This window comes from Paenibacillus sp. sgz302114, from assembly GCF_056120345.1.
The window spans coordinates 781,031-793,827 of record NZ_JBVYOI010000001.1 but is presented as its reverse complement, the minus strand read 5'-3'; the positions used below and the strand labels follow the sequence as shown (position 1 = coordinate 793,827).

Sequence of the window (12,797 nt, the reverse complement as noted above, 5' to 3'; positions counted from 1 at the left end):
TATCTCTCCCTGCCTTACGGTACGACTAGTGGTGTATGTGAAACCGGATCGTCGATAATTTTGTTGGTCATGGCTCAGTGTAGTCCTAAATTCTAAACGAGCCATAAAATGATTCTTAACTTTCTCTTAATTGGTTACTTATCATAAAGTAAATAGAGCCCGTATCCATAAGGATGCGGGCTGTTCTTAACGTTTTCTTTCAGGAACATATCGACTTCCTTCGTAAGCTTATAACCGTTTTTCTTCAGCACATCCATAAATTTCTTCAACTTAGCCAAATAATTGCTCGTGGACACATTATCCGTGCCAATAATCGTCTCGAAAGCTTTCTTGGCATTCGGCGAGAGCTTTTTCGTTTCAGTGTCAAACAGCGGTGTGTTTGTAACTCCGTAGAACGTCCAATTTGTGTAGCTCGTGCCCGTCAAGCTCAATGTTCCGGATAACTGTCCAATAGTACAACAAGTACTAATTAAGTCTTGGTATTAGCGATCTATTAAAGCTCCACTCTATATGAAAGCTGCCACTGAAGTGGGAGCCATACATGATTAGCTTGACCGTCCCGTCTTTCTCAATTGGAAATTCAGTCCAGAATTCACTTTCATACTTAGCTTCATGGAGATTGTTTGACATCTGAACCTCATGTCCCTCTTCATCGTAAATCTTCATATTATAACTTTGGTTGTTCTTATGTTCGGCTTCAATTGTGTTTCCCGTTAAACAATTCAAATGAGACGTCATAAGATGTCTCGGCTTTTGTTTCAACCCAATGTTTTTTCACGGTGCAATCGATCATGGAAAGCAGCAGTGAAAGCGAAATAACGATGGCAAATATATATCCAGTCTTTACGAAATGTTTTGTGACTAAAAGATCGACCGAGTAGTGAAAAGATTGCAATCAAGACGTAAATTAGTCCTGCACCTGAGACTTTTGAAATTGCATAATGAATGATTCGAAAATGGTTCGGCCAAATTAGCATAAAGAACACCCCTTAGTCCTACTCAAATTTTTCAAGAAAGGTGTGCACAACAATATGCCGGAAATCATCGCCACGCTCTTAACCTATGCAGTATAATCCAGTATATCGACATAACTAATATAAATTATTTCGTTTTGCTAAGTGACTACTATCTTTTTCTAGTACCACCAAATATAATTTACAGGCTATTTTGCCTTCCATATAACGCAATCTGCTCGTTAGCGTAACGAAAAAATGGAGCAGCTGCCGCCGGCAACTGCTCCAAGATGCGTTGAACTATCGTGTCCCATTGTTAATAAGTTTAGCATAGTGTATTCATCATATGCCTATCCTTCTTTAAACATCTCTGTTGTTTCTCTTAAGATGTATTCGTTCGGTATTGTTTTTTCATTTTTAAAAGCTTTAAATAGCTCTACTGCCTGCTTATAGTTTAAGATTTCATTGGTCTTCACTTCTATTTCCCCACCGCTGTAAGCAACCTTTGTATTTGTCTTGATAAGTCTTTTCACGCCAATTACAAAATGCCTAAATCCGTTTTCAATTGGTGTTCTGTATTCTATTGTCATCCTTGACTTAGATCCCGCAGATTGAATACATAACAAATCATTAAATGATAATGAACAAACTGAGCTTGTACTAATGTTCATTTGTTTGAGAAAGTCGTTAACTAGGATACGTAAATATTCTAATAGTAAATTTCACATGCAAAAACGAGCCTCATTCAACGGTTGATTATTCCCATTAAACCGCATGTTACTTCAACGAATAAGGAGCAGCTGCGATCGGCAAACTGCTCCTTATTCGTTCAGCTATATGTTCTCCGTTAGCTTAACCATTTACCTTTGTAATTCCAATGAAGTCCTCAAGTTATCCTTATTGTTGGTTTCGTTTGTAATTCCAAGGGAGCAACGAAGTTCTCGTTGTCAAATCCGATGATTAGGATTTCGAATTCTTCCTATGATTGTCAGAACCTGAGGACATTTGATGGTTTACTATTCTAATGTTTAATTTCCTCGTTCAACCGTTGAATCGTGCCATTCAACGATTCCCCATTTGCGGATAATTTCTCGGGCTATTTCGGACGGAGACTTATTCTCCGTATCTACAACTACATGCTCCAATTTCTTGACGGCGAGTTCATCAGCGAGTTGGGTCGAGCGTTTTAGATGCCAATTCAATGAATCGACGGTCTTTTCCCTGCCACGAATCCGAGCATGGTTGACGTCAAGTGATGCTACTAGGCGAACTAGGAATAGATCAGCTCCGGGTACTGATAGTCGAATCTTGTTCAGATCCTCATCGCTTTCCATGACACTAGGAATAATCAGACACCTGGCTCCAAACGAACGATAGTTATTCCAGACGGCCGCTAGATTATTAAATCCAAGCACCTTGTTGAAAGGATCATCTTCGGGCGGAGGAAATCCACGCCTCACATGATCAAGATCGACTACCGCATGCGGAAGAGCATGGTCATATTCCAGAAATTCTGATATGGCATCTGCGGTACTCGACTTTCCGATGCCAACAGGGCCAATGATATTTAGCACTGGAACAGGAACAGGAACAGGAACTTGCGTGTACATAGCATCCACTCCCGAATAAATCTTATCACTAACTTTTGCTAATTAGGAGGAATAAGCGCTTCCAACAATTCCTTTCGATACTGATTGGCTACTGGGTCATATACGCCGAAGCCTGAGCAAAATTCCCAGTAAGCCCAGCTGAAGCCGCGCTTCTCCGCTTCCTCTCGCACAAAGGTCGTCCAGCGTGCTCGTGAAGGCATATCAGCTTTGCTGTACGCGCCGAATTCTCCAAGATAGACCGGTCGGTTGTTCTCCTTTGCCCAATTTGCCACCTTATCAAATGCTTCCACAATCGAATTGGGACCTGCCGGATTCGTTTCTGCCGGGTTCGTATTGTAATCGCGGAACCAATCGTCCACCCACTGCACCTGCTTGGCGCCAGCGATCGGCTCCACCTTCTGTGCCGGGGGACCTGGCCAAACGATACCAGTGGTTCCAATCTCCGGCCCTGCCCATTCTGCCCCTTGGTGGGTGAAGGGAAAAGGATCGTAATAATGGAACGTAACGATGACGTTGCGTTCGTCATCCGGAATGTCGAGCGACACAAGTTCAGCGTAATTGCTCCAGCTGACTGAACCGATAATGACCGAATGCCATTGATCTTCGCTCCGAATCGCATCGAGTGCTTTCTTCAGCATTCGATTCCATTTCGACCACGTCAGAGAACTATTTGGTTCATTGAGCAGTTCGAAATACACATTGCCGGGAAGCTCCTTGTACCGTGCCGAGATTTGCTTCCATAGCGCCAGATACCGAGCCTCTTGCTCATCTGGATTCTGATAGATTTCATCGTAATTGTGCATGTCAAGAACGATGTTAAGCCCTTGCTTCAGCGACTGGTCGACGACCCAATCAATCCGTTCGAAGAACTTGGCTTCAATCGTGTAAGGAGCATTCATACCCGCGTGCGCCGACCACTTGATCGGAACCCGAACTGTTTCGAAGCCTGCATCCTTGATCGTCTTGAAATAGCTTTCCTGTAAAGTAACTCCCCATTCCCCTTCTATGGGTGCCTCAAGCGCGTTGCCAAGATTGATGCCTCTCCCGAGCTGTTTCGCCTGTTGAAATACGTCAAGCGGCCCCGACTGTGGATCGCGCTTCGGTAACTTCGGGTCCGGAGTAGTCTCGGGCAAAGCAGTCGGAGTCGGATCCGCAGACGGCGTATTCTTCTCCACTTTATTCGCTGCCGGCGTGACATTCTCCGCCTTGTTTGATACCTTCTCTCCTAGGTTTTGCGAGCCGTCCTTACACCCCGTTGCCACAACAAACACGAGCAGCGTGGCAGCGAGCGCAATGCTCCATCTTTTCATGTGTCACGACTCCCTTGAAGTAAACTCATTCAATATATTTTTCTAAAATGAAGATGACTTCTCTTGGATTGTAACTAAGTCTTAGCTCTTCTCTTCGTAAAATCCCGCTTTCAAAGTCATTGACTCGGATTCTATCCATTTCCTCATGGTTTGAACCTATGACTACCAATTCCGTTGGTTTAAATCCATTTTTCAAATAAAAAGCTTCTACTTTGGGGTCATCAGCTGAGCCTACACCAATTTTATTGTATCCCCTTAGCTTCACGGCTTTTTCGAAAATAAGCAGCATGTTTGTTCCAAGCCCAACTCTAGCATAATTTTTTGTATGATCCAGATTAACCGCGATCCCATTCAAATTAATGACTGCCTCATTTTTCTTAGATGGACTTCCATAGCAAACACCAACCACTTCACTACCATCCACCGTTACGAAATACAAGTCAGGATCACTCTTCACCCGTTGCAAAAAATCCTCATAGGTCTCTCTGTCCAAATACTCACACTGAAATGCGTGCGCTTGTTCATAATCCATTTCCTTAATAAATCTGATCTCTTTCTCCACCAGACAACCCTCCGTATATAAAAATACGATTTCAGTCCACGCATTTTAGCTATGGACGGATGCCCGGATGCTTCGCTCGAGCGGTGAGTAATCGCCATATTCTTCTCGTTGCAGCGTCAGTCTTTCCTTCAGCGGCGACGTTCGATTGCACATGAATCGGACCTTCCCGCTGTGGTTCGGCGATGCGGCATGCACGAGGAACGGATGGCACAGAATGACATCCCCGGCCTCCCCTGTCGTTTCCACGACCTGCAGCTGCGTGCCGTCTTCTTCGATGTATGCCTGATCCATGAAATAAGCATTCCGTTCCTCTGCGCTGAGCTGTTCGCCATCCCGCTCCGTAAGCTTGGCGAAATACGGGTGCTCAGCATGCAGAGCGCGAATGCCTTCCCCCAGCTCGACGCCTTCCGGAAACTTGGCCAAGTGACGCGCGACCGTCTTATGTGAGCCTTGGACAATCAGCGTGCCACCTCCGTGTGGCGCGATATCCGAGAAGAGGCACAGGCATAGCAGCCCCTGCTCCGGCGAATCGACGTAATGCCGGAAATGAATGCCGTCCCAATGCCAGCCGTTCGTCGGCACGAACCAAGGCTCGTCGCGGCCGACGAAGAAGTTGACCGGCCACCAGCCCCAGCCGGGGAGCTTGTCGCCCGGCGTCTCGCCGGCGACGAAGCGATGGATTGTGCGATCCGCGCCCGTCAAATCCTCGACGGCGTCGGCGAACAGTGCCGTATTGCAGACGTCGAAAGCGGAGTGGCGGTAATTCTCACGAATGCTGACCATCGGCTCCTGCCAAGTCGAGGGATCCTCGCGCACGACGCCGACCTTCTCTTCCAGCTTGCCCCACAAGAACGACTGCGCCTCCAGAGCCGCTTCCCGCGAGAAGGCGCCTTTAATATGCACATAGCCTTTGTCGATGAACTGTTCAATTTGTTCTGCCGTCAGTACTCGCAAACTACTCATGTTTCTATCAGCTCCTATGCTAGAATTGGAATCTCTCGTAATAAGAACGTCGGTCTCAGTACGAATCGGTTCGCTGTCTGTTAGGGATGAGACAGGGGGTAATGGACGAGATCGGGCAGCTCGTCACGCGTCACCGTAAAGGGATGCCGATAAACTTTCTTCAGCATCTCCACTTCGGTGTATTGATTCGAAACGACCGTCTCGCCTTCCTCCTGTTTATGAAGGAAATTACCATACCACGTACAATTCCACAGCCAAAGCGCGCCGTCCTCGATCATCAGGTCGGGATCCGGAATCGGTCCGTTCTCAGACAGCGCGATAATCTTCGCGGCATCCGTATAGCTCAGCGCTTGCCGGAAGCGGTCGACATTTGATTGATAATTTTGTGCGGGCGAATACACGTCTTCGCCGATGATGTCCACGTACGCATCGCCCGGATACCAGTCCTTATGCTGCCCATTCCACACCCAGATCAGGTTGTGCAGGCCGTGCAGCTGCGTCATCCGGTCGTACATCAGCTTCCAGAGCCGGATGCACGGCTCCGATCCCTTGGCGCCCCACCAGAACCAGCCGCCGGACGCTTCGTGGAGCGGCCGCCACAGGACGGGGACGCCGGCTTCGCGGAGCTGCACGAGCAAGCCGGAGATAACGTCAATATCGCGAAGCAGCAAGACGTATTCCTCCGACGACGGATCGTCCATCGCTCTGGCTAGATCGAACGTCGTGGCTGAGGTGTAGAAGCCGCGGTGCCAGCCGTTGTCGGGCTGCCGATCGACCATATCCTTCGGCGCGTTCCAATGCCAGCAGAAGGTGACGATCCCGCCTGCCTGCCACCATTGCAAGGCGAGCGCCGTATCGGTACCGACGGAGCCGCGCTCCGTGCGTGACGGCGAATCGTTCATGAAATCGAAGCCGCCGACAGCCGGATAGTGCCCCGTCTCGCGGAAAATCACGTCCATCTCCGGTGTTGCGTGGACGCCGATCTGTTGTCCGGTCAGCATCCGTTTGCCGTACGTATCGCACAGATAAGCCATTAGCCGCCTCGCGCAATCGTCAGCCTGCGGGTTAATCAGTTTCGGTTCAACGTTCATCCGCTGCGCCCACTCGACGTTCATCCTGCTTCCTCTCCTTGTCGCCATCGTTATTTTCGCGTAATCGTAAAGGATAGATCCGGCTTCTTCGATACAGGCGGCTCCAAGGAGAGCGAGCCGCTCGACGCTTCCGCAACCCCTTCGCCGATTGTCGTACCTGTCCATGGATCGTACCACGAGACGGCATAGGAACCGTCTGCAAAGTCCGCCAACTTTACCGCCCTTCCGCCCGCTCCGCCCTTCTCGGTCATGAGCCAGCCGAATGATGTTCGCTTACCCTGCATGACCCAAGCTTGCGACTTCGAGGATTGATCAACGCTGACGCTAACGGGAAGGCGAGGTTCGTGGAAATCAATCTTCGCCGCGAACGCTGCCAAATGCTTCATCTGCCGAAACATATCGTCGCTGACATGATCGAAATCCCACCAGACCGGGATCGACGCAAGACCGTTCGTCAGCGACACCCAGATCGCCTGATGGTATTTATCCGTATCGGTAATGTTGCCGGTTTCGCCGATCATCAGCGGCTTCTCGTAGCTGTCCCAACGTTTTCGTATGTCGCGAACATACGCGTCGTAGCCGAAATTATAGTAGTTTTCACGGTCGGCGATATCGAGCGTGCGATAGGCGTAATCCCAGTAGTCCTGCCGGTTGCCGGCCATTGAGCCCATTGTCGGATGACCGTACGGATCATGTGCCTTGAAGTAATCGTGCACCTTATTCACCCAGGAATCCGTCACATCGGTTGGATTTTGCGCCCATCCGTCCGTGCCGTTGATCTCGTCGACCAAGTCCCAGATGCCAAGCGCCGAGCTGTACCCCCAGCGCGCGATGATGTACCGGTACAGCCGTTCCTGATAGCGCCACATCTTGTCGCTCGCATAGAAATCCTTCGCCGGGCCAAGCGCCGAATAACCGTTTTGCGACCATGTATTGGGCCAGCCCTCCAATAGTTCGGTCAGAGAGTCGTGCGGCCAGATGACGAAGCTCATATGCAGTCCGCGCTGCTCGAACGCTGCGAGCAGATCGTCCACCCGCTGGGCTTTCAGCGGATCGATCCTGTCGACGCCGGCTTCGTACGATTGCAGTTGATTCCTCCCGCCGCCATTACCTTCGCCGTCGTAATTGCCGTTCCAGTATGTGATCAGATTGCCGCCGTTTGCCGCGATTTTGTCCAAGTTCGCGTCCGTGATATTCCACGGATACGCAAGGCCGATGCCGTAGAAACTCGAGCCGTCGCGGTATTCCATGTACCGCTTGTTCGTCTGCGACAGCTGAATCCAGCCCCGGCTGCCCGATGCGACTGCTTCGAATTCGCCTTCGACCGCACTGCTTTGGTCTGCGCCGCCATGACCGGCGGCGTAGAACCGGTAACGCCACATTCCCTTCTCGTCGGGCGCGAATCGAAACTTCCACTTCGCTTCCGACGCGTCATAAAAGCCGTTAATATTCCACATCTTGCCCGAAGGCGAGGTGAGCGCCATTGCTAAGTCAATCTGATCGGGATCGTAAGGATTGTTGTACTCGCCATCCACTTCGAAAGCAAGCTCAAATTTCTCGTAGAGGCCGACATCAGCTGTATTCGCTTTCACGTTGCGAACGAGCGGCGCTTTTCCTGCTGTTGTTAAAGCCTCCCCTGCCTGAGCGTCAAGCTCAGACCGGGGAGACTCGTTACGGCCATTAATAGCCGGGATGAATAGCAGAAGCGCCGCAGCAACTAGCAGGAGTCCTCCAATGGAGACGAAGGTAAGCATTCGTTTGTTCATACCGTACTCCCCTTCCGCTGCCTCGCGCTTAGCCGACGACGCCCGAACGCTCAACGCTCTCGACGAAGAAACGCTGTACGAAGAGGTACATCGCGATTAACGGGGAAATCGCGAGCAGAATCCCAGTGTCGACGATCATGGACACTTGGTTCGGATCCACCTTGACGTTCGTTCCGGTGCCGATGCCCATGATGCCCGGCAAGTACTGGTTCACGTCGGCAGGCAGCGAGGATACCTTGATTGACATCAAGTCGCTCGCGCTGTTGAACAGCGAGGCGTAGAAGATGTCGTTGTACTGCCAGACGAATGAGAACAGGATGACGGTAATGAGCGGCGGAACCGCATTCGGCAGCATGATCGTGAAGAAGGTGCGGATGCCGCCCGCGCCGTCGATGAGCGCCGCCTCTTCGATTTCGCCTGGCATGCTGCGGAAGAACTGCCGGAAAATATAAATGAACAAGCCGGACTTCAAGCCGTTTGCGAAAGCGGCCGTAATCAGCGATGGACTGTATGTGTTAAGCATGTTGATGCCTTCTTTGCCGGTGATCAGATGGATGACACCGAGCAAATCGAACGAGCGGAAATGAATGTACATCGGCACCATCAGCGTGCTCGACGGAATCAAGATGGTCAGTACGACGAGCGTGAACAGAATGTTTTTCCCTGGGAAATCAAACCGTGCAAAGCCGTAGCCCGCCAGCGAGCATGAAGCAGCCTGGAGAAGCGTCGTAGATGCCGCGAAGATGAGCGTGTTCTTCAGCAGCGGCCAGTAATCCAGCACGGCCATCGCATAACGCACATTCTCCATCGTGAAATGCACCGGAATCATGTAGATCGTCGGATTGTAGATATCCGTCTTATCCTTAAAGGCGACCGACAGCTGCTGCAGGATCGGGTAGAGAATGATAAAAGAAATCCCGATGATCAGAATGTACCGGAAAATAAGCCACAGCAGTGATACCGTCTTGTTGCGCGCCTTTTGCATTTGTATGACGACGGCTTCGTTTTGCAAATCGGGTAGTTTCAATGCCTTCGCCCTCCTATCCCGTCAATTGTAGTAGAACACTTTTCTAGATACGAGAATGCCGACGATGATGAGCACAACGCTGATAACCGCGGTATAAATCCAGGACATCGCGGCGCTGAGCCCGAAGTTCTGTGCCTGGAACGCCGTGTTGTAGATCGTCGTCGTCACTTGGCTGTTCGTGAACGAGTCGATGATCGTATAAATGATGTTCGTCAAGATTAACGGGCTGACCATCGGGAATGTAATCTTCCAGAACGTCTCGTAAGCCGTCGCGCCTTCCATCTTGGCTACCTCATACATGGAGACGGGAACCGATTGGAGTGCGGCCAGGAAGATCAGAATCTGCACGCCGGAGCTCTTGATGATTTCATAGATTCGCTGAACGGCGCTGATGATGTATTCAATAAACCACATTGGAAGTCCCGCGTCGGATAACATGAAGGCGAGCGACAGCGGGTCGAAGCCGTTCTGCTGCTGCCCCAGCTCCTTTGCCATCTCCGAGCTGCCGGTCAATTGAATGAGACCCGACGACTGGGCTGCGGCAATAGCGCCGGATGCGAGAATGACCGGCAGGAAGAAGATCGCACGCGCGAACGGGCGTCCGACGAACTTGGTGTTCAGCATCGTCGCCGTAAACAAGCTGAAGAATAAGATCATCGGCACGTTCCATGCCATCTCGCTCAAGGACTGAGTCAGAATACGGTTGAAATTCGGATCGATCGACAACGCATTCTTGAAGTTATCCCATCCGATGAAGTCAAGCGTATACCCGCCTCCCGGGGCAATCTTCATATTGCTGAAGCTGAAATGAATCGATTGAAACAGTGGCGTCGCGAACAAAAACACGAAGCCAAGCAGCCAGGGCAGGATGAACAAGATACCGAGCAGCGCGCGTTTCTGCGTCAAAGTTAATCGTTTTACGTTCACTGTTTGTCACCACCCACAGTAAAATAATTTTTCGCACCGATTTGCACGTTTTGCACGGTGACCGGTTGATCCGTATAGTTCACATAAATCGACGTTCCGTTGCTGTAACTTACCTTGACGACGCCAGGCTTCAGCTGCGCATGCTCCATGATCGTCTCGCTCTGCAGCCCGGCAAGCACTTTGTTAAGCTTGCTGTACAAAGCTGCCGCATCCCCCAGCCATTCCGAGTAATGTGTCGAGAACAACGACTCGTAAGTTGTCAGCTTGAGCTTGGAAGACGACTCGTATGACCAGAAGAAATGCGGCGCAGCGCCGTATTCCAGCGAATGGAGCAGATGGTACGACAGGTCCTGCTCGTCGTCCAGGTTGATCGGCGCGCCGGCATAATCCTTGTAGCCGTGGACGACCATCTCGTAGAACGGAACGACCTCGTCCTCAATGCTGAATGCGCTGGAGGCCATCGGCACGTTCACCAGCTGGTCGGCGTACTTCAATGCGTATTGGTTGCCTCCGGTCATCATCACGTTCGGATAACTCTTTTGGATTATGCCGAGCTGATCGGTCACGATATTCTTGGCGACGTCCCTGAACACGACCCGGTTGACGCGATAATCGGCAGTCAACGTATCGCCCATATCGCGCAGCGCGACCGAATCCATCTTGTACTTCTTATAGCTATCGACAAATTGGTCCACGAAGTACGGCAGTTTCGCCGGGGACAATAAGTAGAAGGAACCCCATTCGGTGTTCATCGCGTTCAGTGCGCGGTCGAATGGCTGCAGCAGTGCTTGTTCTCTCGTGACGAAGCGGGCCGCGTCCGAAGCCGGCTTGAAGTCATGGCTCTCGCGCAGCACATGCTGGAACGCGACGTCGGGATACAAGTTGCCGCCCATGTCCTTCAGCTGGGCCGCCAGCTTGGACAGGTCCGATTTGCTTCCCAGCTGGCTGTCGAGCTTGACGGTCTCCGGAATCTTGTGGTCGATCCCTTCGTTGAACCACCCTACGTAGCGCATCTGTACGTTGGACACGCCAGCATTCTTGATTTCCTTGGCGATTTGGCTCGCTTGGTCGATCGTCGTCATCGTCATTAGACCTTTATAGGGCATGCCGAGGAACGATTTGCGTTTGTCCACCGCGCCGAGCAGGTCGACATAGAAAGGCAGCTGCCCTTGCGCTTTCAGCGGCTGGAGCACATGTTCCTTCACAAGATTGTTCCGGTAAAGTGCCGCCATGCCCGAGTACGATGCCTGATCGCCGGAAAGGAAGTTGTACCGAAGCTGAATGTCGCCCGTGAAGCGATCGTCTGTAAGCAGCTGGAATTCGTCCACCTTGTTGCCTTTGTACAGCTCGAGCTCGTCTTCGCCGCGAATGGTGAAGCTGGCAAATGCGTTGTTGTAGGAATTTTTACGTCCGCTAATGTCTGCATTAATGCTGGCGATGCCCTCGCCCTTCTCGATCGTGGCGAACCACGCATCGTCGCCCGTTTTCATACCGAACACCGGCAGACGTGCAGCCTCGGCGATCTGCCCGCGCCGCTTCGAATTGTCGTTCTCGTCGTCGCCGTACACCCGCTGCACGTAGACCTCTTCGCTCACTTTACCGTTATTCAGGTTGATCAAGCTGCCGGAACCGTCGGGAACGAGCATGTAGCCTCGCTCATCCTGGCTTGCCGCCCCGAAGAAGTCGAGCAGCTCGACGGAACGGATCTGGTAGCCTTTGCTCTCCTGGATGTCTTTCACCGGAACATGCACGAGAAGAGAATCTCCGGAAAGCTGATATTCGATCGGAATCGTGAAGTTCGGCTTCGTCGAAGCGCTTCCGCCGGACATGCCGTTCTCGTCATTGTCCGCCTTCAAATCCTCCGCCGTGTACCCGGCTTTGGCGAAGGCATCGAGCACCCGCTTCAGCACGAGCGCTCTCGACACTTCTGTATCAAGCCGCTCCAGTACATCCGGATTGTTGTCCAGTGGATAATACCGGTTCGATACGTAAGCGGCCGTCTTCTCGTCCAGCTTGCTCAGCACCTTCTCCTCGAACCGTTTCTTGCTGATCCTCTTCGGCAGCGCATCGATCCCGAGAGACGTATCCCCGATCGTATACGTAATCCGCACACCGTTCTCGATCCCCTCCGTCTTAAACTGCTTCCGCTTGATGCTGTCCGTGAAATTGGTGATTGCGTCTAGCGTCCCGATTGAATCGCGGTAGTTCAACGTCACTTGCGCGGCCAAGCGGTCCTTCTCGAATGGCGATGCTTTGGCATCCGAACCAATATCCCCCGGATTGCTGTGCCACACCTTGCCGCTCGCCATGTTAAGGACGGCGATTTCTGTCGTTTCCGTATTCATGTAGAGCGCAAGCGCATCCGTCTGCGCGATGAGCTTCATGCCTGGGACGGCTTTACTGCGGTCCGCCATATATTTCAGTTCGGTCGCCGCAGCAGGCTTTATGTCCGATCGTGCGAAAGCAGCTATGTCGGCGGAAGGAGCGCCTTTCGTATACAAGCTATAGGCGAATGCCCCCACGCCGACAATCCCGATACAGACCAGCGCCGCATACCATTTTGTTCGTCTTTTCAAGGGTGCGGCCTC

11 protein-coding genes are annotated in these 12,797 nt (G+C 51.4%); all 11 read right to left on the bottom strand.

Annotated elements, in window-relative coordinates; translation table 11 throughout:
* Positions 1-134: 134 nt before the first annotated feature.
* The 11 genes from AC0LWF_RS03630 to AC0LWF_RS03580 all read right to left on the bottom strand — a co-directional run bounded on the left by AC0LWF_RS03630 (position 135) and on the right by AC0LWF_RS03580 (position 12,785).
* Positions 135-425, bottom strand: coding sequence for a hypothetical protein (locus tag AC0LWF_RS03630; RefSeq protein ID WP_474650170.1), 291 nt, complete (start codon positions 423-425; stop codon positions 135-137).
* Positions 426-1,303: 878 nt separating this feature from the next.
* Positions 1,304-1,543 carry a hypothetical protein gene (locus AC0LWF_RS03625; RefSeq protein WP_474650169.1) on the bottom strand — a complete coding sequence of 80 codons (240 nt, stop codon included), beginning with the start codon at positions 1,541-1,543 and terminating at the stop codon, positions 1,304-1,306.
* Positions 1,544-1,981: 438 nt separating this feature from the next.
* On the bottom strand, positions 1,982-2,563 hold the full coding sequence (locus AC0LWF_RS03620; protein WP_474650168.1) for a hypothetical protein: 582 nt from the start codon (positions 2,561-2,563) through the stop codon (positions 1,982-1,984).
* A gap of 38 nt (positions 2,564-2,601) precedes the next feature.
* Positions 2,602-3,873, bottom strand: coding sequence for a glycoside hydrolase family 5 protein (locus AC0LWF_RS03615; protein WP_474650167.1), 1,272 nt, complete (start codon positions 3,871-3,873; stop codon positions 2,602-2,604).
* 25 nt (positions 3,874-3,898) lie between these two features.
* Positions 3,899-4,435: a GNAT family N-acetyltransferase gene (locus AC0LWF_RS03610; protein ID WP_474650166.1), complete on the bottom strand. Its 537-nt coding sequence runs from the start codon at positions 4,433-4,435 to the stop codon at positions 3,899-3,901.
* A gap of 45 nt (positions 4,436-4,480) precedes the next feature.
* Positions 4,481-5,398: a phytanoyl-CoA dioxygenase family protein gene (locus AC0LWF_RS03605; protein WP_474650165.1), complete on the bottom strand. Its 918-nt coding sequence runs from the start codon at positions 5,396-5,398 to the stop codon at positions 4,481-4,483.
* 80 nt (positions 5,399-5,478) lie between these two features.
* The gene (locus AC0LWF_RS03600; RefSeq protein ID WP_474650164.1) at positions 5,479-6,513 is read right to left on the bottom strand and encodes a glycosyl hydrolase; all 1,035 of its coding nucleotides are present in this window, start codon (positions 6,511-6,513) and stop codon (positions 5,479-5,481) included.
* 26 nt (positions 6,514-6,539) lie between these two features.
* Positions 6,540-8,255: a DUF5060 domain-containing protein gene (locus AC0LWF_RS03595; protein ID WP_474650163.1), complete on the bottom strand. Its 1,716-nt coding sequence runs from the start codon at positions 8,253-8,255 to the stop codon at positions 6,540-6,542.
* 28 nt (positions 8,256-8,283) lie between these two features.
* Positions 8,284-9,240, bottom strand: a complete 957-nt coding sequence (locus AC0LWF_RS03590; protein WP_474650471.1) for a carbohydrate ABC transporter permease — start codon at positions 9,238-9,240, stop codon at positions 8,284-8,286.
* Between the two features lie 63 nt (positions 9,241-9,303).
* Positions 9,304-10,209 (bottom strand): carbohydrate ABC transporter permease, encoded by a 906-nt coding sequence (locus AC0LWF_RS03585; protein WP_474650162.1) that lies wholly within the window; start codon positions 10,207-10,209, stop codon positions 9,304-9,306.
* Positions 10,206-12,785, bottom strand: a complete 2,580-nt coding sequence (locus AC0LWF_RS03580; protein ID WP_474650161.1) for a DUF5696 domain-containing protein — start codon at positions 12,783-12,785, stop codon at positions 10,206-10,208. Before AC0LWF_RS03580 ends, AC0LWF_RS03585 begins: the two co-directional genes overlap by 4 nt.
* Positions 12,786-12,797 lie beyond the last annotated feature (12 nt).

Excerpts from the sequence above, each read along its gene's own strand:
- AC0LWF_RS03625 (WP_474650169.1), bottom strand. The coding sequence starts at position 1,543 with ATGACAATAGAATACAGAACACCAATTGAAAACGGATTTAGGCATTTT.
- AC0LWF_RS03620 (WP_474650168.1), bottom strand. The coding sequence starts at position 2,563 with ATGTACACGCAAGTTCCTGTTCCTGTTCCTGTTCCAGTGCTAAATATC.
- AC0LWF_RS03615 (WP_474650167.1), bottom strand. The coding sequence starts at position 3,873 with ATGAAAAGATGGAGCATTGCGCTCGCTGCCACGCTGCTCGTGTTTGTT.
- AC0LWF_RS03605 (WP_474650165.1), bottom strand. The coding sequence starts at position 5,398 with ATGAGTAGTTTGCGAGTACTGACGGCAGAACAAATTGAACAGTTCATC.
- AC0LWF_RS03600 (WP_474650164.1), bottom strand. The coding sequence starts at position 6,513 with ATGAACGTCGAGTGGGCGCAGCGGATGAACGTTGAACCGAAACTGATT.
- AC0LWF_RS03595 (WP_474650163.1), bottom strand. The coding sequence starts at position 8,255 with ATGAACAAACGAATGCTTACCTTCGTCTCCATTGGAGGACTCCTGCTA.
- AC0LWF_RS03590 (WP_474650471.1), bottom strand. The coding sequence starts at position 9,240 with ATGCAAAAGGCGCGCAACAAGACGGTATCACTGCTGTGGCTTATTTTC.